This is a genomic window from Ruegeria sp. AB8, assembly GCF_056542605.1.
Window position 1 is genome coordinate 34,842 of record NZ_JBQGAB010000002.1, and the last position, 23,753, is coordinate 58,594.

Consider the following 23,753-nt stretch of genomic DNA (forward strand, 5'->3'; position numbering starts at 1 on the left):
TCAGACGGTGTGGCGGGCGCGGGCGCCGCGCTCGATCGCGGCGGCGTGCAGGCGGTCTACGTCCAGTTCGTACCGGATTTCCTCGAGCAGGCGCAGTTCGGTTTCCGCGAGGGTGCCATCGGCGGCTGCAACGTCGCAGGCCAGCGCGTAGGCGGTTTCGTTCAGCCGCTCGGGCAGGTTTTCCCGGATCAGGCCAAACAGGGCGTCCAGACCGTCTTCCTGTTCGAACAGGTCAAACACGATCTGTGACACCCGGCGGGTACGGTCGATGTCGTAATCGGCAAAAACCGGCAGCATGTTGACGGCTGTTTCTATCTTGACCAGTTCGGCGGTGCGAATGTTTTCGTCCGAGGCCGAGACCGCAACCATGATCGCCACGAGGCAATCCTGCGGGGACATCGGATGTGCAATTTGGTCGGTCATGGCCTGTTCCTGACTGGTTTTTCTGAGTGGGCACGATAGGAGGGCGCGCAGGCAGGTTCAACACCTTGTTTTCTGTGACTTGGTCGGGGAATGCCCGCGGTTTGTATCCGGAATGCCGCTCCGGACGGATCAGCTTGTGTTCACCCGGCCGCCGACATCCTGAGGTGCCAGAGCCACGGTTTTGATTACGGCGTAACAGGTGCGTCCCGGGGCCAGGCCCAGGGCCGACACCGACCGGCGAGTGACGCGGGCCAGAACCGGGCCCGCGGGGGTTTGCACCGATACGATTGCCCCCGGACCGTCACCGGCGCGGATCGTATCGACCGTGCCTTCCAGGACGTTCAGGGCCGACAGACCTTCGGGTTTTCGGTCTGACAGGATGACTTCCTGCGCCGGGATGCGAATGCGCAGGTTTTCTCCGACCCGGTGCGGGATGCGCGGCAGGAACAGGCGTGCACCGCCCGCGTCCAGCTCGCTCAGCCCGTCGGCGTGGTGATCGTGGACCCGAACCCGCAGCACCGCGCCGACCGCGCGCACACCGGCAGGTGCAACGGAAGGGTCTGCCAGCACGTCCGGGGCGGGACCGTGCCGCACGACCTTGCCGTCCTGCAAGGCCACAACCGAGGTCGCAAGCCGGGCCACCTCGGCGGCGGAGTGTGTGACATAGAGGATAGGCACCGATACCTCGTCCCGCAGCCGCTCGAAGTAGGGCAGGATTTCCGCCTTACGGGCGTCATCCAGCGCGGCGAGCGGTTCGTCGGCCAGTATCAGGCGGGGGCTGGCCAACAGGGCTCTGCCGATGGCAACACGCTGCTTTTCGCCACCCGACAGGCCCGAGGGGCGGCGATCCAGCAGATGACCGACGCCCAGCATTTCGATTACTTTGCCGGGATCTTCACGGTGCGCCCTGCGGGGCGCAAACCAGCGGCCGTAAGCCAAATTCTGGCGGACGGTCAGATGCGGAAACAGTCGGCCTTCCTGAAAGATATAGCCAAGACGTCGCCGGTGAGGTGGCAGCCACAGTCCCTGATCCGTGTCGAACAGAACCCAGTCATCCACGGCCACCCGCCCCGCTCGGGGACGCAGCAGACCGGCCACCGCATTCACAACGGTGGTCTTGCCGGAACCCGATCGCCCGAACAGGACGGTCACACCGGGCGGTGCGTCAAAGCTGAGGTCCAGATCGATCCCCGGCAGTTCCTGTTGCAAGCGGACAGAAAGGCTCATGACCCGGCCACCCGTTCCGCCGCGCGGCGGCCGACATATTCGGACAGAAGCAGCGCGCCCATGGCAATGATGATGGACACGATGACCAGCCGGGTTGCGGCGGCCTCACCGCCGGGAACCTGCAGAAACGCATAGACTGCGGATGGCAGGGTCTGTGTCTGGCCGGGGATGTTGGACACGAATGTTATGGTGGCCCCAAACTCGCCCATTGCCTTGGCAAAGGCCAGAATGGCACCGGCGATGACGCCCGGAAGGATCATCGGCAAGGTAACGGTGGCAAAAACCATGGGCCGTGAGGCCCCCAAGGTCGCACCTGCCTGTTCCAGTTTCGGGTCCACCGCCTCAATCGACAGTCGGATGGCGCGAACCATCAGGGGAAAGGCCATGATACCGGCGGCCAGCGCCGCGCCGGTCCAGCGAAAGGCAAACACCATGCCGAACTCGGCCAGGAAGCTGCCCAGCGGCCCCTGAATGCCGAAGGTCAGCAACAACAGATATCCGGTCACGACAGGTGGCAGGATCAGGGGCAGATGCACCAGCCCGTTCAGCACCTGCCGCCCCGGAAAGCGCCAGCGCGCCAAGGCGTAGGCCACAAAAATGCCAAACGGCAGCGTGGCCAGTGTGGCCCAGAACGACACCCGCAGGGACAGTTTCAGCGCCTCAAGCTCTTCTGGTCCCAACCAGCCCATCGGCATTACCCGTCCGGCAGGGAAAAACCCTGCGCGGCAAAAACGCCCTGAGATGGCGTAGATTGCAAGTGTTCGAGAAAGGCCCGACCTGCCGGATTGGCGGTTGCGGTCAGGGCGGCGGGATAAACGATTGGGGGGTGCAGGTCACCCGGTATCGCAGCGACCACGCTGACCCGGGTTTCGGCCTGCGCATCCGATCGGTAGACAATGCCCAACGGGGCAGCGCCGCTTGCAACCAGCGCAAGTGCGGCGCGCACATTGTCGGTCTGTGCAACCTGTTCCTGCACATCGTCCCACAAGCCCAGGCTTTGTAACGCGGCCTTGGCATAGACGCCCGCAGGGACGGCATCGACCAGCGCCGTGGCCAGATACCCGCCGGCTAGCGCGGTCACCAGATCGAATTCAGCGGATAGGTCCTGCAAGGGTGCCTGACGGGAAGGGCCTATCAGCACAAGACCGTTGCCCAGAAGATCGATACGGGAATCGGGCGCAATCAGCCCCATGTCCTGCAACTGATCCATCCAGTCCTGATTGGCCGAGATGAAAAGATCCGCCGGTGCGCCCTGCTGAATTTGCCGCGCCAGAACTGAGGATGCGGCATAAGACACCGTCACCTGATGCCCGGTCCGGTCTTCAAAAACAGGGACGATTTCATCCAGTGCCGTCTTGAGGCTGGCGGCCGCAAAGACGAGAACACCCTCGGCCGTGGCCCGGACCGGAGCCAGCGTCAGGGTGCCAAGGACCAGGGCCGCAATGAGAAAACGGCAGGCGCGGGTCAGGATCATGCGCATTCCTGTGGTTTCAGTCCTTTCGGGAATATCGGAGGCAGCAGGGAACACGCAAGCGCCTTTCCCTGCGGCGAAGGAATTTGTGGGCCAGTGGTCTGACGAAATCGCTGATCTGATCCGGCCCGTTCCTGTCCCTTGGCGCAAGAATTTGTTCCAGACCCTCTTGCGCCCGCGCGCAGGCTTGGCTACATGCACCGTCACGGGTGATTAGCTCAGTTGGTAGAGCGCTTCGTTTACACCGAAGATGTCGGGAGTTCGAGTCTCTCATCACCCACCATTCTTCAGCCCTGATGTTCTGGCGTCATTTCAAATAAAGACGCGACAACGCCACTTTGCGTTCATCGCGGGTGTTTGTTGTTGGTCTAACGTGAATAGAACCCGTCACGAAGCTCTTGTCGCAAGCGCAGACGCTCGGGGTATTCTTTCAGAAACTGTTCGGGCGGCTTGCCTTCCCAGACCTGCGCGTAGACCCTCATCTTGTTGCCGCCATAGATCTTTTCGAGATCCTCGTTGGAATAGCCGCGCGCCCAAAGATCATCCGTGATGGCCGCCAGGATCTTGGCGAGTTCACCGTTGCCGGTGGCTCCTTTGTTGAAGGCGTCGATCATGTATCCGCCGTCATCGTACATGCTTGCGTTTGCAGTTGCGAACTGCACGACAAGTTCGGTCGAGAACATGTCATCCGTTGCGATCCCGACATGGTCGACACCCACAAGCTGGACGTAATAATCGATCATATCTGCGGCCTGTTTGGGCGAGATATCCTCGGGCCAGATGCCGTCCATCATCCATTCCGTAAACGTGGGCGAGATATAGCCGCCTGACTTGGCGGCCCGCAGCGCCTCGTCGTCGGGAATGGCGCGATAACATCCGCGCGCGGTTGCGTTGGGTTCGTTCTTGTAAAGCCCCGCAGGCACAGAATGTGTGTAGACATAAGGCACGCTGGGGTAATTCTCGTCCATATAGTTCATGGCGTCGTTGGCGGTCTTGGAACCAGTATGGCTGAGGTCCAGCAGGATGCCGAACCGCACCATTTCATCGATGACGGATTTGCCCCAAGGCGTAAGGCCGATGTCACGTCCGTTGTAGGCTGCTAATTGTCCCGAACCCGTTCGGAAAATATCGTTGTAGGCCAGGATCATGCTCTTGATGCCCATGTCCTTGAGCAATGCCATCTTCCTAAGGTCACCATTCAGGATTGTGGCGGTCTGGCTGTTCCAAATGACGGCGGTTTTGCCTTGTAGGTGGGCGGCTTCGATATCCCGGGTTTCATTCACGACAAGGTAGTTCTCGGGCTGCTGCGTCATGGCGGCGCGGAAGTGATAATGCTGTTCCAGAAGGGTTTCGAAGGACATGTCCGCTGCGGCCAGTGTCATCTCATGACCTGTGATGCCATTGTCCCGAGCACGTTCAAAGTAGGTGTGCAACTGGTCGTACTCGGTCCAGCCGGTGCCGTAGGGGCTGGCCAGCATACCCAGAACGATTGTGTCCTTCACGAACTGCCTGGCTTCATCTGACGCGTCCCATGTCTTGCTTTCTTCACTGGCAAGCAACGCGCCACCAAAGATTATTGCCAGGGCGCTTGCGGCCAACAGGGTCTTCATTACGGAAACTCCCTTGTTTTTTGTTGTTCAGGACGTTGGGCGAGCCTCAGAAAACGATCCGGGTTCGCAGACTGAACAGCGTGATATTATCCTGATTTGGGTTCAGCAGTGGATTGGAAATGAACTGCACCGATGGCGTGATTTGCAGGCCGGGCGAAATCGAAAAGCGATAAAACGCCTCGACTGTGAACTGGTCTCCGTCGATGCCGCGGGCTTCGGCCCAATTGAGGCCCAACCCGGCCAGATCGGTGTTTCGGCCGTAATATCCCATGCCAGCCGAGACCGACCGCTTGTACAGCGCGGCCGTCCCTTTCGCGGCCCCGGCACGCAGGAACGGCATCCATTTGTTGTCCACAAACCAAGCGGCAGAGAACGCACCGCCATAGTCTTCGGGGCGGCTGCCGTCGTCGGCGGCATCCGCGTGCCAGAGGGTAAGATGGACATTGTCAAAATAGATGCGGTCGAAGCCGGATGTGTAACCAAGTTCGAGCGATTTGAAGAGATTGCCATCGCTGAAAACATCAAAATCCGGGTCGGACGGGTCGGCATTGGCATCGGCGACACTGGCGACCAAATAAAGGTTGCTGTTGAGCTTGAGGCCCCCGGCGATGCCCAATCCGGGATTTGGGGCATTGATGGTTGGATTGGTGTTGAACGCCAGGTTCTGAAAACCGCTATAGGGGCTGACCAGACCGTAGATATCAACAAAGTCGGTCACATCGATCTGACCAAACTGTAAGGTCCACGCCCCGTCGTCGGCCCTTTGCGTCCAGAACAGATTGGTCAGCAGCAGCCCGGTGTCGTTGAAAGCCGTCCCGGTGATCGATAGGGCGCCGCCGTCCAGTCCAAGAAACTGCGGCGCAACATCCGTATAGCTGTGCCGGTGCTCGATCTTGAATGTCAGAGAGCCACGCTCGGTCGCTTGCCAGTTTCCGTAAAAGCGCGCGATGCCGCTGGCTGCTTCTCCGGTTCCCAAGTCTGCATTCGTGGTTTGGCCCAACGCCAGATAATCCAGGTTGAACCGAACCCCGTTTTCGGCCAGCCGATCTTTCCAATTGAACCAACCCGGCGCGATGTTGCGCGGAAAATCCGAACGGTATTGCGGGTCGGTCAGCCCGTCCCCGGGTTCAAGATCGGCCTCAACAGATGAAGGTCCTGACAGCCCCTGCGCATTGGCTACAGCAGCGGTCGCGATGACAAAAACGGCGGCAATCAGGTGCCTGATCATTCGGAAATCCTTGCCCCTCCGGTCTTGCGGTCACCCGCCGCGCGGAGACGATCTGCTGCCTGCTTTTTCCACTCCAGCCTGTCTGCCTCTGTTTCCAAAGTTTCGACGCTGTCCGTCTGCAACTGGAAGGTTGCGCGCATGGGCACAAGTCCATCTACGACCATCAGTTCCTGATCCGAAGGGTCAATTGTCAGCTTTCCAGTCAGTCGCACAGGTTCATGAACATAGCTGGGCGTCCAATCGCCGTTCAGCCGCACCCGGATCATCTGGTTCGGCACGGGTGGGGGCATGTGGCTGCACATCCCGCGTTCCGGCACCAAATAGGCCACGGGCTGGCCGTCCGGGTCGCTGGGTGCAGGAATTGCAAAACCCGCCAGTGTAATTGTCTGACCGTCGAATTGCGGGTTTCCGGCAGTCCCCGCCTTTCTTCGGCGTTCAGTCACGACTTCCCGCTGATCCAGCAGCCAGTCGACATCCACACCACCGGCCAGCAAGGCATCCTCGGTCTCGGTCAGAAGCTCTTGCCAGTTCTGCCGTTCTTCGGCGCTGCCTTTGTCCTGCTGCAGCCTACCGCGCAACCGCACAACAAACAGAACGTCGTCGAATTGTTCGGGGCTGAGGTCCCGGTACGGGTCCTCGAATTCCTGCACGGACGGGTCGGGCAAATCAGCCCAGTCCAGCGCTGTGCCTGACATCGCCACCGCAGATTGAGCGCACCAGGACATGGCTACGACGACAGCGAGGAAAAACCAGTGACGCATTAAGAACCTCCGGGTGATTTCTGCGGTCAATCCAGCGTGTTTTTGTAAATTACACCGTCTTTCATGATCACGCGAATGGTTTCCGGGCTATCGGGTCTGGGATCAGCACCGAACCATTGATCCCCGGTACCAACCACCGAGAAATCCTCGAGCGGGTTGCCATCGATCAGCAGAATGTCGGCATAGGCGCCTTCTTCGATCACACCCAGCTTGCCGGCGGTATACGGGTTCATGAAATCGCCCGACAGCGCTACTACCTCGCCGCCGGTCGAGGTCAGCGTCACCATCGACGTGTAAGGGCCAAAGAATTCGTTATTGAGGTGCTTCTCGTAGGCGATCTGGATGTTGCACGCTTCGACCGAGCCGACGCAATCTGTCTGGAACCCGCGCTTGACCGGGCATTCTTTCATGTTGTCGATGTAGCCAGCGAAAGTGGCCGAGGCCGATTTCGCCTTGGCGAGGCTGGAGGGCACATTGGCAACCGCCGGAATATCCAGCAGGCCGGGGTCGAAGGCTGTCAGGTTCGTGGTGATGTAGGCCCCTTTCTGGTTCATGACCTGGGCAATTTCGCAGTCAAACGAGAAGCCATGTTCTATCGACATCACACCTGCGTCGAGCGCACCCAGGATCGCTTCCTTGCGATAGGAATGCGCCATGACGTAGCTGCCGTACTCATTTGCCACCTGCACTGCGGCTTTGATCTCTTCAGGGGACCCCGCCAGCAATTGCCAGGGGTCGAATGCCGAAACCACACCACCGGACTGCATGAACTTAAGTTGCGTTGCACCCATGCGAAAATTGTTGCGCGCGAATTTGTAAACATCGTCAACTCCGCTGACCTCCTGCGCCAGGTTCAGGCGGCTCATATTGGTTTCCGATCCCGGCGGCGCGGTGAAATTGGCAAAGTCGGCGTGGCCACCCCGGGTTCCGATGAACGCACCGGACGGATAGTAACGCGGGCCCTCGATTTGACCTGAGTCGATTGCCCTGCGAAGTCCCCCATTGGCCCCGCCCGCATCCCTGACAGTGGTGAAGCCCTGCATCAGGTACATCTCGGCCATCCGGGCGCCGTGAATGGCGAAGTCTTCCCACGTCGTGTTGGCCTCCATCGCCGGAAGCGTTGGGCCCATCAGCATGAGATGCGCATGCAGCTCGATAAAGCCGGGGGTTAGAGTTCGTCCTCCGCCATCGATCACGGTGGCATCCGGTGCCTCGATCGCATCGGTCGAAACGGATTTAATGAGGTTTCCCTCGACCAGAACGTTGGCATTCTCGACGCGCTGCTCATTCACACCATCGAAGACATGGACATTGGTAAACAGCGTCTGGGGCGCTTTTTCGTCTTGCGCCTGTGCGGCCAGAGAAGAGGAAAACGTTACCGTGACAACGGCCGCTGAAAGAAGGAAGTTTTGTAAGCCGGACATGAGAAACCTCGTCATATTCAGATCCTTTTAGACTAGCCCGAAAGGGCTTGGATCGGTTGCCACTTTTTCAGTAGGATGTTCGAATGTGGTAGGAAAAGTGGCTACTCGCCCAAACTTGCTGCTTGAGCCGAAGGGGACGATCGTGCCTGTCAATTCTACCGCCGGGGACCATAGCGAGGGCTTTATTCGGCTGGCATTGGCCGCGCCGTTTCTACGGTACCTCACCGACCGCAGGATCGACCCGCGGCCGGCCCTGGATCAGGTGGGCCTCAAGGCCGAATTGTTGTCCGATCCATCCGTATATGTGCATTCCGAGCTGGTTTTCGGACTTCTGAATGCGTTTTCGGAATTGGCGGGCGATCGGTATCTCGGGCTTCATGTTGGCGAAACCTTCGATCTGCAAGGCTGGCCGCCTTTTGCGCAGGCGCAGCAATCCTCAAAGACGCTTTTCGAGTTTTTCGCCCATTTCGTGCGGCTCGTGCCGCAGGAATCCAGCTCGGTTCGGCACAGGCTGATCGTGGATGCGGACAAAGCGACCTATCGGGTCGAGCGGCAACAAGAGCCCGCGGTTCCACCGATCCAAGTCACCGGTTTCGGCGCCGCAATCTATGTGAGGCTTCTGCAAACCGTTGTTGGTAACTCGTGGGATCCAACTGTCGTGCGATGGGAAAGCCGATACATCAATGGCTTGCCGATCGCCTACAAGGGGATCGAGGTTGGTCTTGGGGCCGACCCCGGAATGCAGCTGAGTTTTCCCGTCGATTGGTTGTTTTTGCACCATGTTTCAGGGGGTTCTGTCGCCCCTAAAGTCTCGGCGCGACAAGACGAAGAAGTGACCGTGGTTGCCGCTTTGCGATCCGTCTTGCGCGACAAACTGGATGAAACGGATTTGGGACCAGAGGTGGTGGCCGGGTTGCTGGGCATACAGCCGGATCGGTTTCTGAAGGCACTTCAGCAACAACGCACAACGCTGCCGCGCGAAATCAAACGGCTGCGTATCGATGTAGCAAAGGAGCACCTGAAGGACGACAAAAAGACAATCGCAGAGATTGGTCTCTTGCTGGGTTACTCGGACAAGTCCCATTTCACGCGGTTTTTTCGAGGCCAGACTGGAGCGACACCAACCAAATACCGGCTTGGATCTGGCTGAAGCGAAAATTTCTGAATTGGCCTTTCGCTGGCAAGTCTGACAAAAGCCGAAAGAAATTCGGAAGGCGCTCTTTGGGAACGCATCTTGGGATTGTTGGGCTATCGCGCCCTGCCCGCAATCCCGTCAGAAACCACCGCCCAACAGGACCAAAGCTGTTTGCGCCGGAGAAATTGTACTTTGTATCTGTGCGACTTGACTGCGGGCCAGATACCTGTCGGTCAAAAGGCTCACGACATCCGAATCTGAGAACTGAGACAGATTGTCGGAACCGGTCAGGCGGGACAACTTGTCTTTGAAAACCTCAAGCTGTTTGTCGATATCAAGCTGTGCGAAACTTGGTGGCAGGCCCAGCGCCGTTTCCATCATCTTGCGCAAGGGCGGCAGGCTCATCAGATCAAACCACATTGTGTCCGCGCTCCCGCCGCTTGCCGCCAGATCGGCCAGCGCGTGCTGCGCATAAAGCGAGATTCGCAACGTCTCGTCGCTTTCGCCCACCGCAATCTCGAACCGGGAAACCACGTTGTTGCGTGCTATTTCTTCCATGTTCGCGATTAGGCCGGTTTTTCTGATTTCTCCTGGCCCCAGGCCAAAGGCTTCGGAGAACGCGCGATACCTTTTGTCGGACAAGCGATTGGACAGCGCATCATCGGCCTGGGTGCCGTCTGACAGGATCTTCTGAATGAAAAACCGATTGTTCAGGTCGTTCTCCAGCCCAAACGCCCCCAGCGCAACCTGTAACAGGCGGCGGTCAGACACCAGATCTTCTGCCGCTTTCACTTTGCCGATGTTGTCCAGAAAATATCGGGCCTCTCGGTCATTGACGTTGGACGTGCCGAAGCTTTGCAACTGCGCGTCATAGGTACGCTGCAGGAAGCGCCAACCGACCAGTCCGCCCGATGGTATGACCGGCTGAAAGCTCATCACTGATACGCCATCAGCCGCGCTTCCCGCGGCAGCAGGGATCTGAGCGCTTTCAGGCATTTATAGTGCTGTCCGGCGACAAGGGCCTGCGTTGCCTCGGCCAGAACCCGTCGGCTGTCGGCGTCGGTGAACACCTGGCTCAACTCCTCGACCCGGCGCAGCAATTGTTGGCGGGCCTGATCCGGATCCATTTCTCCGGACAAAACAAGCTGAGCCGCGTAGCACACCCGTCGGACAGGTGTATTGACCTCGTCCGGATGAATGGCGTCCCGCAACCGCAATACATTTGCCTCCGGCGTCATGATCGAGAACCGGCTGCGCCGGTCTCCGTTTTCGATCACCACCCCGTTGATCAGCACCCGTTCCTTTGGGGCAAGCTTCAGAACCAGCCCGCTCATCTTGGGTCTCCGTTTTGGCGAAGACCGCGCAGGACGGCCATGTTGATCTCAAGCAGAGGGTCCACCATTGCGTCGCTGCTTAGCACTTTGCTGCTGTGCTGTTCCGTGAACTCGGCCAGATAGAATATCCGGGCACGCAGTTCGTTGGGTAATGCGTTTTCGGAATCTGAAACACCGCTGGCAAGCACCGACCACAACCGCCGGTTTTCGTGCAGCGCACGAACAAACCCGCCATAATCCGCATTTCGGCGTGCGGATGCGGCCTTCAGCCTGTGAGTGATCTTGGAAATCGCCTCGTATTCCGTGTCGCGCGGCGTCCGTGTCGGCGCAGCGGTTTGAGCATAAGCGCGTTGGGCTAGAGTGAGAGGGGTCAAATGAAATCCTTCCAGCAGGTCGTCTTCAGGCTGTCATCGCCGGGGCGGATCGCGCCCGCCCCGACAAGATTTGGATATTACCGGAACAGCGACAGGATCGACTGCGGTGCCTGGTTGGCGATCGAAAGCGACTGGGTGGCCAACTGCTGCTGTACCTGTAGCGCCTGCAGGCGCGCCGAGGTCTCTTCCATGTCGGCGTCGACCAGCGAGCCGATCCCCGATTTGAACGAGTCCGCAAGGTTCGAAATGAACGCTTTTTGGGTTTCGATTCGACCCTGCGATGAGCCAAATGCCGCAGATGCGTCAATCGAGGTGTCGATCAGCGATTCGACCGCTGCCAGAGCCGCGGTCGCTCCTGCTCCGGTGGAGACATCGATCTCCGCCAGCGCGCCCAGGCCGCCGGATCCGGCGTTCACGTACTGGGCCGAGAACGAGATATCCTCGCCGGTGCCATTGGTCACGGACAGTGTCCCCGCCGTGCCTGAATCGTAATCGACGGTCAGGCCGGTAATGCCCAATTCCTCAATCTTTGCTTTCAGACCTACGGCGACCAGATCGCCGGTAGTGGTCGCAGCGGCATCCGCTGCCGACACCGTGTAGGATACAATCTGATCGTCAATCGCGACGACAACCTTGTCACCGGCGGCGAAGGCGCCGCTGGATTCATCCGTCACCAAGGCGGTGGCGGACGTGGCGCCATTGTCAATTGTGGCCCCCACGCGGTCGTTGCCGGTCGACGCGCCGGTCGAGCCATCGAACACCTGCGCCGCCACATAGCCGCCCGTCGAAAGGTTCTGGCCTGCAACCGTGATGGACGACGCCGTTACCGCACCGGTATTGTCGCGATCCAGAGAGGCCAGGATTGACGCCGACCCGGCAGAGCCGTCCACCAGATTCAGGCCGTTGAACTGGGCCGCGCTGACCACGGACGCGATCTGGTCCTTCAATGCGGTCACGTCGTCATTGATCTTGCTGCGATCAACGTTGTCTTCCTGCGCCGCAACGATCTTGGCCTTCATTTGGGTCAGCAGATCCGTCACCGTCTCGGACGCATTGCGCGCCACGGCGACCGTCGATTCACCCAGTGCGAGGCTGTCCTTGATGGCGTTGAACCCCTTGACGTCCGACTCCATCACCTTGGAAATTGCCCAGACGGCAGAGTTGTCCTTGGCAGTCGCAACGTCTTTGCCTGTCGAGATCGCGTTCTGGATCTGCGCCAGGTTCTTGTTGACCGACTTCAGGGTTTGCAGCGCCACCATTGCGCCGTTGTTTGTCAGAATACTGGACATGTCATTCATCCTTCTCCGTTCGGGCATTTCGGGCCCATGCTGTCCCGCCAAATAGGACGGGCTTTGATGTCTTTCTGACGGATGCGATGCGCCGTTTGGTCGTTCGCGCCACCTGCTGTTTCCAGATGCAGGCTCACTATTGGTGCCGATCCCCTAACGGAGTGCTAAAGTGAAATGCCGCTAAAATTCCGATTTGAATCAAACCTGCGGCTATGCCCGTTTTTCCAGCTTTGCACTGCGCCGAACGGAAAAGCCGCTGCGTTGCCCGTCTGCCCCATAGGTGCTGAACTCCTGCTGAACACGGCGCAGCTCGGCGATGCGGTCAGCCACCGAGCGGATACCTTCGGCCGCGCTTTTCAGCAGATCCTGATTCCGCGAAACGTTGCCTTGAACCCGCATCAGTTCATCTCGGCGAAAAACCTGCAGGTCATTGATCGCGTTAATCAGTTTTTCCTGCTCGGGCTCCAGATAAGCCACACGATCCAGATCACCTTCGGTGAGCGCGATGCGCTCAAGCTCCAGGATGCTTTCCAGTGACTTCAGCAGGTCAGCGTTTCGTTCCGTCGGCATCGGTGTTCTCCATCATGGCTTTCAACAGGATCTCGGACAGGCCCACACCGCCCGACAGGGCCAGTTGCTTCGCCTGATGCTGGACCAGAAAGGTCGAAAACTGATCTTCCCCCGCTCCGCCACCAAAGGCCTTGCGTGTTTCGCCGAACCCGGCGGATTTCAGCATCTCGGACAGAAACGTGGCCTCGAGCTCGATCGCGGCGGCCTGCAACCTGGTCAGAGGCGAAGGCGGCTGAGGTGAGGCGGAAGGGGCGGCTATCTTCATGGCTTTCTCCGAAAATTGGATCGAACTTTCCTGATCAAAGGGGAAAGCGGTTAAAATAAGCGTAACTTCCGCAAGGCATGTTTCCGGCTACGCAAACGGAGCCCTGAGCAAAATGCCCAACCCGATTCTGATGTCCGCCTCGTCAAAACCTGTGCTCGCCAAAGCGGACGCGAACCCGCACCCGCGTGGTGACGTCAAAAAGGAGGCGACCTTCCAGGACATTCTGGCAGGGGAGATCGACACAACCGAGACCGGGGTTGATCCCGAAGCCCCTGAGGTGACGGACGCGGTGCCAGAGCTCGAAAATCAATTGCCGATGGAGCAGGCCGAACTGCCTGCGGCGCCCGAACAGTCCGCACGCCCGGTACCTTCAGATATGTTGGCGGCCGACGCTCCAGTAGTTGGTGGGCGAGCGGATGACGGGCCGGGGGCATCCGTGCCGCCGGTCGAGGAGGCATATTTCAGCGCAACTGTTGAACCTCGGGCGGAAACCGCTCAGGCTTTGAGTCACCCCGTGCAGAGGGTGGAAATGGCTGATCAGGTCGGGCGCAAACCGTCATACTCTCCCATGGCCGCAAACCCTGAAGCTGCGCCGATCCAAGCGGCTATGTCTTCCCTGATAGACAAGCACGTGGTGGTGACTGCCACTACCGGGTCTGAACCGAAACAGCAGGGGGTCAGTGCCAACCTTGCGGAGATACCTCAGGGGGATAGTTCGGTCGCTTCAGAATTCAGGCCCGCACCCGCCCGTACCACCGGTGTGGCAGCTGCACCGGGCTTTGCTCAGATGCAATTGCTCGCGTCAGCCAAATCGGATTTCAAGACCGAGCAGTCAGCGGTTCAGGAACTCGACATTTCACAATCACCGGGTGACACCCGTTCGCCTGTCGCGTCGCGCGAAGCATCACTTATGAGCAGTCCGCCGCCCACGCCCCGCGCAGATATCGCACATGCCATCGCAGGACAGATGGCTGCCGTCATCTCGTCAAGGCCCGGCACCGGAGCCGTTGAGGTCGCCCTGAACCCGGAAGAGTTGGGGCGGGTCTCGATCGTGTTGAACGGGCGCGAGGACGGATTGCACATGAGCATCGCTGCTGAGCGTCCGGAAACGCTGGACCTGATGCGCCGGCATATCTCGGTTCTGGAAAGCGAATTTCAGAAACTGGGTTTTGGGGGGCTGTCCTTCGAGTTCGGCACATCCCCCGATACAGGACACGGCGGGTCGGACGCCCATCGCCCTGCAAGCGCGGACACCGGTTTGGCCGAGGCCGACCAGATCCTTGACCCGTCCGTTCCAAAAACAGGCCCTTCAAGGGGCATCGACATAAGGCTTTGACGCATGATCACACCGGCCCAATCCGTCACGCAGTCTACGACTCAGCCGCCTACTGCGGCACAATCCCGGGCATCTGCCCTGATCTCGGATTTTGAAACCTTCCTTTTGATGCTGACAGCACAGGCCCGCAATCAGGATCCTTTGGAACCCCTGGATTCGTCCGAATACGCATCCCAGTTGGCGCAGTTTTCAATGGTCGAACAACAGGTCCAGACCAATGATTTGCTGACCAGCCTAGCCATGGCGATGACAGGAGCCAATCCCGAGCAGCTTGCCAACTGGATCGGAATGGACGTCCGGTCTGCTTCGGCGTTTCAGTTTGATGGCCAGCCTGTCACCCTGTTTGTCGAACCGGAGCCGGCTGCAGACCAAACCGTGCTGGTCATTCAGAATGCCGAAGGCGCTGTCCTGGAGCGGAAAACCCTGCCCGTCACCGAAACCGAACTGGACTGGGCCGGGGTGGATCCGTCCGGCAATCCTCTGCCGTCGGGCAGCTATTCCGCTACACTGGAAAGCTACAAAAGCGGCGAGTTGATATCGCACAAGCTGGCCTCGGCCTATACGTGCGTTGTCGAGGCTCAGGTCGCGGAAGGAACGGTTCTTTTGATTCTGGAAAGCGGTGCGGCGGTTCCCGCCGGCGATGTCACCGGTATCCGAACCGGCGCTTGATCTGCCGGGCCGTACAGGCCAAAGGTTGGCAAAGCCCGACTCGTTACTAATCCCGGTAAAGCCCCTGTCCCGTCCGCTTCTTCCTCCGACCGACCTTGTCGATCACCTCTGCCGTCAGAAGCTGATCGCGACCGATGCACAGTTTGAGACGCTTTATGGTGGTCGCACCAATCAGGTGTGGAAGGTGCTGGGCGAGGAGTACGACAGGGTGCTTAAGCTATATCGCACGGCACTACGAAACCCTCTGTTCCGCAACGACGCGGGTCTGGAAGCTGGTTGTCTGCAAGCGCTGGCGCATACCGGGTTCGTACCGCGCCTGCGTGGTTCGGGGCAGTACGGAACGGATCGATGGGTTTTTTATGACCACGCCCCCGGATCGCCCTGGCAATCCGGGCCGGAAGAGGTCGCATCGCTGCTGAACAGGCTGCATTGCCTCCCTCCGGCGGTCGAGGCCCCGGAAGGTTGCAACGGCAGCGCCGATCTGGCCCGTCATGGCCAGCAAATCCTTGAAGCCTGTACGTCCGCAGACCGGTCCCGGCTTGAGGGTTTGAGGCCGGTCGGGCAAGTCGCTGCTTTGCCCCATCGCTGCCTGATCCACGGGGACCCGGTTCCGGGCAATATCCTTGTTGCATCATCGGGCTTGACCCTGATCGACTGGCAATGCCCGGCTTTGGGGGATCCGTGCGAAGACCTTGCCCTGTTTCTTTCGCCCGCAATGCAGGTTCTGTATCGCGGAGCAGCTTTGACGCGGGATGAAGAAGACCGGTTCCTGTCAGCCTACCAAAACGCAGCGGTTACGGATCGGTACCGGAGCCTGCGCCGCTGGTACACGTGGCGCATGGCGGCCTATTGCCTGTGGCGCAAGGAAAATGGCGCACCGGATTACGCAAAAGGGTTCGAACTGGAACTGGCCGCGCTTTGATCCGTGCTCAGAGATCGTCCAGCGCGAGCAGCGCATAGGCGGGGGGCATCAGGGCACGCCGCCATGGCCCTAGTGGGAAACGACGCGGCACGCGGGTCATTGGTGGTGGAAGATCGTCAGGCTGTCCCAGGACAAGCCGGGCCAAGGCGCGGCCGCTATAGGTCCCCATGGCGACCCCGTTGCCATGGTAGGCAAAGCCGGCGAACATCCCGGTCTGCCCGGGAACAGCCCCGACAAATGGAACCAGATCGCGGGCCAGGCACACCATTCCGGACCATGTGTGGGTTACATCCACTCCGGCCCAGCCCGGGAACATGCGCCGGAAATCCTGTTCCACTTTCCGGCGAATGGCCGCCTCGGCCCGGGCCGAGGACAGCAACCCGCCGCGCATTCCGAACAAAAACCGCCGGTCGGGCATCAGCCGGAAATAGTGCAACAGGTTCCGGCTATCATATGACATCTGATCCGTGGTCCAGCCCTGCGCCTGCAATTCGGCTTCGGACATGGGCCGGGTGACCAGAACCGTCGACTGGGCGGGCATGTACCGGCCCGCCATCCAGGGCGGGATATTTTCACTGGAATAGCCGTTGGTGCAGATCAGCACATTATCCGCACGCAAGTTGCCGTTCGGTGTTTTGAGTTCGAAGCCGCTGCGGGTCTTTTCTATGCTTGAAACCGGACTGGACTGAAAGAACTGTGCACCGGACGATCCGGCGGTTGCTGCCAGACCGAACAGGTATTTCCGGGGATTCAGGGCAAAACCAACGGGAGTTGTGTAGCCGCCGTAAAACGGACCGCCGAACCCCAAGTGCAACAATTCTTCCCGCTCGTGCAAGACACCGGTCGCGTCCGCCTTTTTGCGCAGTGCATCCATCGCGCGTTTTGAATGGGCAAGCTGTGTCTCACCACCCGAATGGGTATCGGCCTCAATGCCGTGGGCCGAGAGCAGGTCGGCAACAAGCGCCACGGCGTCCTGTTCGGCCTGTTCATAACGCTCGGCTGCGGGTTCCCCAAAACGGCGGGCCAATCCCTTTCGGGTCAGTTTCGATCCCCCCAGACAGCAAAACCCGCCATTGCGCCCCGAGGCGCCCCAACCGGGCGTTGCCGCTTCGAGCACGGCGACCGAAACGCCTTTCCGGGCCAGGTGCAAGGCGGCGGAAACACCTGTGAAGCCGCCCCCGATGATGGCGACGTCAACCTGCGACCCGCCAGGAAACGTGGGCCAGTCCGGTGCTGCGATGGTTTCGTCCCACCAGCACCCCTGCCGGGGGGCGGGGCCGTAGGTATAATCAGGAAACAGGCGCTTCATTCAGTGCGCGCCGCCGCCGTCTCGTCCTGACGTTGCCGTACCATGGCCCGCTTTGTCACCAGTGACGCGGTGATCACCCCGACCGTCACCGCCGCAATCATGAGCGTGGACAGCGCATTGATCTCAGGGCTGACGCCCAGCCTGACGGCCGAGAATATCTTGATCGGCAAGGTCGTGGCCGACGGCCCCGAGGTGAAGGATGCGATCACCAGATCGTCCAGTGACAGGGTGAAAGCCAGCAGCCAGCCGGAGATCACCGCAGGCGCGATGATCGGCAACGTGACCAGCCGGAACGCCTGCGCCGGAGAGCAGCCCAGATCAAGCGCCGCTTCTTCCAGAGACTGATCGAACGTCACCAGCCGCGAGGAGACCACGACCGAAACGAAGCACATCGAAAAGGTTGTGTGGGCCAGAACGATGGTCAGGATGCCCCGGTCCAGACCGATGCCGATGAACAGCAGCAGCAGGGACAGGCCGGTAATCACTTCGGGCATGACCAGCGGCGCGTAGATCATGCCGGAAAACAGCGTACGGCCAAAGAACCGCCCGCCGCGCACCAGCACATAAGCCGCCGCCGTGCCCAGAATGGTGGCCAGCGTTGATGAGAATACCGCAACCCGGATCGTGACCCAGGCCGCGTCCAGAAACGCTTCGTTCTGGACCAGTTCCCCATACCATTTGGTCGAGAACCCGGCCCAGACCGTGACCAGTTTGCTTTCGTTGAAGCTGAAGATGATCAGAATGATCATCGGGATGTAAAGGAAAGCGAAGCCCAGTGTCAGGGAAACCGCGTTGAACCAGCTTAGCCTGTTCATTTCTCGGCCTCCGTCTGTTTCTGCTGATTGCGCTGGAACAGCACGATCGGAATGATCAGGATCAGCAGCAGAACCACCGCCACGGCGCTTGCCACAGGCCAGTCGCGGTTCGAGAAGAACTCTTCCCACAACACCTTTCCGATCATCAGTGTCCCGGAGCCGCCCAGAAGCGACGGGATCACGAATTCACCAATCACAGGGATCATCACAAGGAAGCATCCGGCGATGATGCCTGGCCGCGACAGCGGGATTGTCACCAGCCAGAACGCCTGCAGACGCGAGCACCCCAGATCTTCGGCGGCTTCGATCAGCGATCCGTCCATCCGTTCCAGCGCCGAATAGACCGGCAGGATCATGAAGGGCAGATATGTATAGACGATGCCGATATAGACCGCCGTGTTGGTGTTCAGGATGGTCAGCGGGGTCGAAATGATCCCGGTCCACAGCAGAAACTGGTTCAGATAGCCTTCGTTGCTCAGGATGCCCATCCAGGCGTAGACCCGGATCAAGAACGAGGTCCAGAACGGCAGGATCACCAGCATCATCAGCGTCGGGCGCCATTCCTCGGGCGCGCGGGCCATGCCGTAGGCAATGGGGTAGCCCACGATCAGCGTCAGAATGGTCGAGATCAGGGCGATTTTGACGCTGGACAGGTAAGCCTTCCAGTAAAGGTCATCCTCGGTCAGCCAGACGAAATTCTCCAGATCCAGTTCACTGAAGAAGGCCTTGATGCCGGCCCACCCTTCGGACAGGTCCAGCGTCGGCGTATAGGGCGGGATGGCAAGGGCCGTGTCCGACAGCGAAATCTTCAGGACAATGAAGAATGGCACCATGAACAGCGCCAGCAGCCAGACATAGGGAAGTGCGATCAGCAGGGCCCGGCGCATCAGCGATCCAGCAGAACCGCGGCGGTCGCTGTCCAGGACAGCCAGACCGGGTCTTCCCATGTGAAGGATCGGCGCGAGATGCGGCGCGTATTGGCCGTTTGCGCCTTGATGATCGTGCCGTTCGGCAGTTCCACGTGATAGGTGGACAGATTGCCCAGATAGGCAATGTCATGCACCTTGCCCTGCACCGCGTTGATCGCGTCGGCGGGGCGTTCGGCCGAAATTGTCACTTTTTCGGGGCGGATCGCCAGATGACAAGTCTGACCATTTGAAAATCCGCTTCTTGACTGTGCCGTCAGCGGTGCTTGCCCTTCGGCCCAGTCGATCTTGTACGTCTCTTCGCCATTCGCGGTCGCCCGGCCCTCGATGATGTTCACATCCCCGATGAAGTCCGCCACGTAGACCGAGTTTGGCGTCTCGTATATCCGGTCTGGGGTGGCCACCTGCTTGAGCTGCCCCTGATCCATGACGGCGACGCGGCTGGCGACGGTCATCGCTTCTTCCTGGTCGTGTGTCACGATTACGAAAGTGGTGCCCGTCTTTTCCTGAATATCCATCAGTTCGAACTGCGTGTCCTGCCGCAGTTTCTTGTCCAGCGCGCCCAGCGGCTCGTCCAGCAGCAACAGTTTGGGCGCTTTTGCCAGCGAGCGTGCAAGCGCGACCCGCTGTCGCTGACCACCCGAGATCTGATGCGGCTTGCGGCGGGCAAACTGCTCCAGCCGGGTCAGACGCAACATTTCTTCGACCCGGTCTTCTAGATCACGCATGGGCATATTGTCCCGACGCAGGCCAAAGGCGATGTTGTCCCAGATGCTCAGGTGAGGAAACAGGGCATAGGACTGGAACATCATGTTCACCGCCCTTTTGTTGGGCGGGATCGGATCGATGTCCTGACCGCCAAGCATGATGTGCCCTTCGGTCGGGGTTTCGAACCCCGCCAGCATCCGCATCATGGTGGTCTTGCCACATCCGGACGGCCCGAGCAGAGCAAAGAACTCCTTCTCGAAGATATCCAGAGACAGATTGTCGATGGCGGTAAAGGCCCCAAAACGTTTGGTTACGTTCTGAAACTGGATCAGCGGTTTCGCCTGTGGGTCATCCCATGGCGCAAAGACGTCAGAAGTCACTGTGGCCCCCGTGTTGCCGGACTGGAAACAGGCGCAGGGCAGCCAAGGCCGCCCTGCGCCGATAAATCGGTCAGGTGCCCGATTTGATCTTGGTCCAAAGACGGGTCACAACCCGCTGGGTCTTCGACGGATAGGGTGTCGTGATGTACAGGTTCTGCATGGTCGCCTCATCCGGATAGATCGCCGGATCACCGATCACGTCTTCCTCGAGGAACTCCTGCGACGCCTTGTTGCCGTTGGCGTAGTAGACATAGTTCGAGGCGGCGGCCATGTTGTTGGCATCCAGAATGAAGTTCAGGAACTTGTGCGCGCCTTCCGGGTTCGGAGCATCCGCAGGAACCGCCATCTGGTCGAACCACATCAGCGAACCTTCGGCAAACGGGTGGTATTCGATTTCCACACCGTTTTCGGCCTCGGCCGCGCGATCCCGCGCCTGCAGGATGTCGCCGGACCATCCAACGGCCACACAGATGTCACCGTTTGCCAGCGCGTTGATGTACTCAGAGCTGTGGAATTTCTGAATATACGGACGTACACCCATCAGAACTTCCTCGGTCTTGCCGATTACATCCTTGTCGTGGCTGTCCGGGTCCTCACCGATATACTGCAGCGCCATCGGGATGATTTCGGCAGGTGCATCCAGGAAGTGCACACCGCATGAGGCCAGCTTCTCCATGTTCTCCGGCTTGAGAACCAGATCCATACTGTTCAGGGCAACATCCTCGCCCAGCACTTCTTTGACCTTGCCGACATTCACGCCGATACCTGTGGTGCCCCACATATAGTTGATCGAATAGGCATTGTCCGGGTCATACCCTGCGGTACGGTTCTGAATGACATCCCAAAGGTTGTCCGCGTTGGACAGCTTTGAAGTATCCAGCTTCTGGAACGCACCGGCCTGGATCTGACGCTGAAGGAATGTGCCGGATGGCACCACCACGTCATAGCCCGAGCCGCCCGCCAGCATTTTGGTTTCCAGAACCTCGTTGCTGTCGAAGACGTCGTAGATCAGGGTCAGGCCCGTTTCTTCCTCGAACTTATTCAGCAGTTCTTCGTCGATATAGTCTGACCAGTTGTAGACACGCACCTCTTCGGCAAATGCTGCCGAAGTCCCCAGTGCGACCACCGCTGTCAGTGTCAGCGTTTTGATGTTCATTTTCTTCTCCCTGCTTATTCACGCGTATTTTCACTTTTTTTGAGATTTGATCAAGTTTTGTATTTTCTTGCAAGACAGACTAAGGTTCACCCCGAACCAAAAGCTGCTGGTTCAGGTCCAGACAAACAGGGTGAAGCAATTGGATTTGATCAAAAATAAACCATCTGGAACTTCGGCGGACAATGAAAAAAGCCCGGCACATGCGCAGGTCTATCACAGGCTGAAGTCGCAGATCCTGTTCGGTGAGCTGGTCCCCGGTCAACCCGTGACGATCCAGGGTCTGACCGAATCTCTCGGTGTCGGCATGACCCCGGTGCGCGAGGCAATCCGCCGGCTGATCTCAGACGGCGCGCTGGTGTTTCAGGGCAACCGCCGTGTCAGTGTGCCTCTCTTGTCGAACGAGGATGTCGAGCAGGTGATATTTGCCAGAATATCAATAGAATCAGAGCTTTCCCGCCGTGCTGCCGCGCGTATAGAACCTGTGGAGATTGATCGACTGGAGGAGATCGACCAGCGACTGGACCGCACCATCGCGGATGGTGACGTAAGTGGTTACCTGCGTCTGAACCATGAATTTCACGAGACGCTTTATTCCCATGCAGACGCCCCGATTCTCAGCGATCTGGCCGAGCGTCTGTGGTTGCGATTCGGTCCGTCCCTGCGGGTTGTCTGCGGTCGGTTCGGCACACAGAGCCTGCCCGACCGGCACAAAGACATTATTGGCGCGCTTCGCCGTGGGGATGCGGAAAGTGCCGGAAAGGCGGCCGCGCAGGACATCGAGCAAGGCATGGCACTGATGGCTGACACGCTGACTGACGCATAATGTGAAGTGATTCGATTGACAGCGTAGAATTTGATCATATTGTGTGAAGCAACCATCGTTGCAGGGGATTCTCGGATGTCCATCATAACCAATCACATGCCCACCGCCGAACTTCAGGCCCTGGATGCGGCCCATCACATACACCCGTTTTCCGCAAACGGCTCACTCGGAAAGGAAGGGGCCCGCGTCATCACCCGCGCCAGCGGCGTTTACCTGACCGACAGCGAAGGCGAAGAAATTCTGGACGCCATGGCCGGACTGTGGTGCGTCAATATCGGCTATGGCCGTGATGAACTGGCCGACGTGGCCGCGCGTCAGATGCGTGAACTGCCTTATTACAACACCTTCTTCAAAACGACCCACGTGCCCGCCATTGCACTGGCCGCCAAGATCGCCGAACTGGCCCCGGGCGACCTGAACCACGTCTTCTTCGCCGCCGGCGGGTCCGAGGCCAACGACACCAATATCCGCCTCGTGCGGACCTATTGGGCCGAAAAAGGCCAGCCCGACAAGAACATCATCATCAGCCGCCATAACGCCTATCACGGCTCGTCCGTGGGTTCGGCTTCGCTGGGCGGTATGGCAGGCATGCATGCGCAGGGCGGCATCCCGATCCCGAACATCCACCACATCAACCAGCCCAACTGGTGGGCCGAAGGCGGCGACATGTCGCCGGAGGAGTTCGGCCTGGCCCGTGCGCGCGAGCTGGAAGAAGCCATTCAGGAACTGGGCGAAGACCGGGTCGCGGCATTTATTGCCGAACCGGTTCAGGGTGCAGGCGGCGTTATCGTCGCGCCCGACACATACTGGCCCGAGATCCAGAGGATCTGCGACAAATACGATATCCTGCTCATCGCCGATGAGGTGATCTGTGGTTTTGGCAGAACCGGAAACTGGTTCGGATCGCAAACCGTTGGCATCAAACCGCATATCATGACCATCGCAAAGGGCCTCAGCTCGGGTTATGCGCCCATCGGCGGCTCGATTGTGAACGATGAGATTGCCGAAGTTATTGGCGGCACCGAATTCAACCACGGCTACACCTATTCTGGTCATCCGGTCGCCGCGGCCGTGGCGCTGGAAAACCTGCGTATTCTCGAAGAGGAAAAGATCGTTGAGCATGTCCGCGATGTGGCCGCGCCTTATCTGAAAGAGAAGTGGGAGGCTCTGGCCGATCACCCATTGGTGGGTGAGGCGAAGATCGTCGGCATGATGGCATCAATCGCGCTGACCCCGGACAAGGCCAGCCGTGCCAAGTTCGCGTCCGAACCCGGCACGATCGGCTATATCTGCCGCGACCGCTGCTTTGCCAACAATTTGATAATGCGCCACGTGGGTGACCGCATGATCATTTCGCCGCCGCTGATCCTGACCCCGGCGGACATCGATGAGATGTTCGTGCGCATCTACAAGTCACTGGATGAGGCGCAGGCCGAGATCATCAAGCAGGGGCTGATGAAGGCGGCATCCTGACGCGATTGCGCCGCGCCGCGTGATTGGGCCCCGAAATCCTGACAGGATTTCGGGGTCGTTTTCTTTCAGGAAAGCTGAGAATTTCGGGCAAGCGTGAAACCAGAGCGGCCGGTCACGGCTATTTC

Annotated in this window: 25 protein-coding genes and 1 tRNA gene; 7 read left to right on the top strand and 19 right to left on the bottom strand. The window is 59.3% G+C overall.

All coding sequences use genetic code 11. From position 1 onward, the window contains the following. From ACR0CG_RS02270 to modA, 4 genes are all read right to left on the bottom strand, one after another. Positions 1–423, bottom strand: coding sequence for a tellurite resistance TerB family protein (locus ACR0CG_RS02270; RefSeq protein ID WP_170614169.1), 423 nt, complete (start codon positions 421–423; stop codon positions 1–3). A gap of 129 nt (positions 424–552) precedes the next feature. After that, positions 553–1,650 (bottom strand): molybdenum ABC transporter ATP-binding protein, encoded by a 1,098-nt coding sequence (gene modC, locus ACR0CG_RS02275; RefSeq protein WP_321249719.1) that lies wholly within the window; start codon positions 1,648–1,650, stop codon positions 553–555. Next, complete coding sequence (gene modB / locus ACR0CG_RS02280) at positions 1,647–2,339, bottom strand: molybdate ABC transporter permease subunit (protein WP_480522689.1); 693 nt, start codon at positions 2,337–2,339, stop codon at positions 1,647–1,649. Before modB ends, modC begins: the two co-directional genes overlap by 4 nt. Before the next feature lie 5 nt (positions 2,340–2,344). Beyond that, positions 2,345–3,124, bottom strand: a complete 780-nt coding sequence (modA, locus tag ACR0CG_RS02285) for a molybdate ABC transporter substrate-binding protein (RefSeq protein ID WP_480522690.1) — start codon at positions 3,122–3,124, stop codon at positions 2,345–2,347. Between the two features lie 204 nt (positions 3,125–3,328). On the opposite strand from modA, the gene ACR0CG_RS02290 reads away from it, so the two are divergent. Then, positions 3,329–3,404: transfer RNA gene (locus tag ACR0CG_RS02290), tRNA-Val, on the top strand. 85 nt (positions 3,405–3,489) lie between these two features. Here the strand turns inward: ACR0CG_RS02290 and ACR0CG_RS02295 are convergent. Genes ACR0CG_RS02295 through ACR0CG_RS02310 form a run of 4 tightly spaced genes read right to left on the bottom strand, consistent with a single transcriptional unit; the run spans position 3,490 to position 8,159 of the window. Beyond that, the gene (locus tag ACR0CG_RS02295; protein WP_480522691.1) at positions 3,490–4,731 is read right to left on the bottom strand and encodes a dipeptidase; all 1,242 of its coding nucleotides are present in this window, start codon (positions 4,729–4,731) and stop codon (positions 3,490–3,492) included. 46 nt (positions 4,732–4,777) lie between these two features. Further along, positions 4,778–5,959: a carbohydrate porin gene (locus ACR0CG_RS02300; RefSeq protein WP_480522692.1), complete on the bottom strand. Its 1,182-nt coding sequence runs from the start codon at positions 5,957–5,959 to the stop codon at positions 4,778–4,780. Continuing rightward, positions 5,956–6,720 carry a DUF3299 domain-containing protein gene (locus tag ACR0CG_RS02305; protein WP_480522693.1) on the bottom strand — a complete coding sequence of 255 codons (765 nt, stop codon included), beginning with the start codon at positions 6,718–6,720 and terminating at the stop codon, positions 5,956–5,958. Before ACR0CG_RS02305 ends, ACR0CG_RS02300 begins: the two co-directional genes overlap by 4 nt. Positions 6,721–6,746: 26 nt before the next feature. After that, a complete protein-coding gene (locus tag ACR0CG_RS02310) occupies positions 6,747–8,159 on the bottom strand; it encodes an amidohydrolase family protein (protein WP_480522694.1) in 1,413 nt (470 codons plus the stop codon). Positions 8,160–8,286: 127 nt separating this feature from the next. Here ACR0CG_RS02310 and ACR0CG_RS02315 point away from each other — a divergent pair, with 127 nt between their 5' ends. Beyond that, positions 8,287–9,294, top strand: a complete 1,008-nt coding sequence (locus ACR0CG_RS02315; RefSeq protein ID WP_480522695.1) for a helix-turn-helix domain-containing protein — start codon at positions 8,287–8,289, stop codon at positions 9,292–9,294. A gap of 123 nt (positions 9,295–9,417) precedes the next feature. On the opposite strand, the gene ACR0CG_RS02320 is transcribed toward ACR0CG_RS02315, so the two are convergent. The 6 genes from ACR0CG_RS02320 to ACR0CG_RS02345 all read right to left on the bottom strand — a co-directional run bounded on the left by ACR0CG_RS02320 (position 9,418) and on the right by ACR0CG_RS02345 (position 13,111). Beyond that, positions 9,418–10,215, bottom strand: a complete 798-nt coding sequence (locus tag ACR0CG_RS02320) for a DUF1217 domain-containing protein (RefSeq protein ID WP_480522696.1) — start codon at positions 10,213–10,215, stop codon at positions 9,418–9,420. After that, positions 10,215–10,613 (bottom strand): flagellar biosynthesis repressor FlbT, encoded by a 399-nt coding sequence (flbT, locus tag ACR0CG_RS02325; RefSeq protein ID WP_480522697.1) that lies wholly within the window; start codon positions 10,611–10,613, stop codon positions 10,215–10,217. The genes ACR0CG_RS02320 and flbT overlap by 1 nt, the downstream gene beginning before the upstream one ends. Further along, positions 10,610–10,987 (bottom strand): flagellar biosynthesis regulator FlaF, encoded by a 378-nt coding sequence (gene flaF, locus ACR0CG_RS02330; protein WP_480522698.1) that lies wholly within the window; start codon positions 10,985–10,987, stop codon positions 10,610–10,612. The genes flbT and flaF overlap by 4 nt, the downstream gene beginning before the upstream one ends. A 77-nt stretch (positions 10,988–11,064) precedes the next feature. Beyond that, positions 11,065–12,276 carry a flagellin N-terminal helical domain-containing protein gene (locus tag ACR0CG_RS02335; RefSeq protein WP_480522699.1) on the bottom strand — a complete coding sequence of 404 codons (1,212 nt, stop codon included), beginning with the start codon at positions 12,274–12,276 and terminating at the stop codon, positions 11,065–11,067. Between the two features lie 210 nt (positions 12,277–12,486). Continuing rightward, entirely contained in the window at positions 12,487–12,846 is a 360-nt protein-coding gene (locus tag ACR0CG_RS02340; RefSeq protein WP_480522700.1) for a flagellar biosynthesis protein FlgN, read from the bottom strand. Then, positions 12,824–13,111 (bottom strand): rod-binding protein, encoded by a 288-nt coding sequence (locus tag ACR0CG_RS02345; RefSeq protein WP_480522701.1) that lies wholly within the window; start codon positions 13,109–13,111, stop codon positions 12,824–12,826. Before ACR0CG_RS02345 ends, ACR0CG_RS02340 begins: the two co-directional genes overlap by 23 nt. 112 nt (positions 13,112–13,223) lie before the next feature. On the opposite strand from ACR0CG_RS02345, the gene ACR0CG_RS02350 reads away from it, so the two are divergent. From ACR0CG_RS02350 to ACR0CG_RS02360, 3 genes are read left to right on the top strand one after another with little or no spacing between them, the layout of a single operon-like run. Then, entirely contained in the window at positions 13,224–14,447 is a 1,224-nt protein-coding gene (locus tag ACR0CG_RS02350; RefSeq protein WP_480522702.1) for a flagellar hook-length control protein FliK, read from the top strand. Positions 14,448–14,450: 3 nt separating this feature from the next. After that, the gene (locus ACR0CG_RS02355; protein WP_480522703.1) at positions 14,451–15,116 is read left to right on the top strand and encodes a flagellar hook capping FlgD N-terminal domain-containing protein; all 666 of its coding nucleotides are present in this window, start codon (positions 14,451–14,453) and stop codon (positions 15,114–15,116) included. Further along, positions 15,088–16,038 (top strand): phosphotransferase family protein, encoded by a 951-nt coding sequence (locus ACR0CG_RS02360; protein WP_480522704.1) that lies wholly within the window; start codon positions 15,088–15,090, stop codon positions 16,036–16,038. The genes ACR0CG_RS02355 and ACR0CG_RS02360 overlap by 29 nt, the downstream gene beginning before the upstream one ends. Before the next feature lie 7 nt (positions 16,039–16,045). Here ACR0CG_RS02360 and ACR0CG_RS02365 read toward each other — a convergent pair whose 3' ends face one another. The 5 genes from ACR0CG_RS02365 to ACR0CG_RS02385 form a co-directional block, all read right to left on the bottom strand. Further along, entirely contained in the window at positions 16,046–17,347 is a 1,302-nt protein-coding gene (locus ACR0CG_RS02365) for an NAD(P)/FAD-dependent oxidoreductase (protein ID WP_480522705.1), read from the bottom strand. Next, positions 17,344–18,162, bottom strand: coding sequence for an ABC transporter permease (locus tag ACR0CG_RS02370; RefSeq protein ID WP_170614186.1), 819 nt, complete (start codon positions 18,160–18,162; stop codon positions 17,344–17,346). Before ACR0CG_RS02370 ends, ACR0CG_RS02365 begins: the two co-directional genes overlap by 4 nt. Further along, positions 18,159–19,049, bottom strand: coding sequence for an ABC transporter permease subunit (locus ACR0CG_RS02375; protein WP_480522706.1), 891 nt, complete (start codon positions 19,047–19,049; stop codon positions 18,159–18,161). Before ACR0CG_RS02375 ends, ACR0CG_RS02370 begins: the two co-directional genes overlap by 4 nt. Beyond that, complete coding sequence (locus ACR0CG_RS02380; protein WP_480522707.1) at positions 19,049–20,176, bottom strand: ABC transporter ATP-binding protein; 1,128 nt, start codon at positions 20,174–20,176, stop codon at positions 19,049–19,051. Before ACR0CG_RS02380 ends, ACR0CG_RS02375 begins: the two co-directional genes overlap by 1 nt. A gap of 70 nt (positions 20,177–20,246) precedes the next feature. Then, the gene (locus ACR0CG_RS02385; RefSeq protein WP_480522708.1) at positions 20,247–21,332 is read right to left on the bottom strand and encodes a polyamine ABC transporter substrate-binding protein; all 1,086 of its coding nucleotides are present in this window, start codon (positions 21,330–21,332) and stop codon (positions 20,247–20,249) included. A 139-nt stretch (positions 21,333–21,471) separates the two neighbouring features. Here ACR0CG_RS02385 and ACR0CG_RS02390 point away from each other — a divergent pair, with 139 nt between their 5' ends. Next, entirely contained in the window at positions 21,472–22,155 is a 684-nt protein-coding gene (locus ACR0CG_RS02390; RefSeq protein WP_170807263.1) for a GntR family transcriptional regulator, read from the top strand. Between the two features lie 75 nt (positions 22,156–22,230). Next, a complete protein-coding gene (locus ACR0CG_RS02395; protein WP_480440817.1) occupies positions 22,231–23,628 on the top strand; it encodes an aspartate aminotransferase family protein in 1,398 nt (465 codons plus the stop codon). The last annotated feature ends 125 nt before the right edge of the window (positions 23,629–23,753 follow it).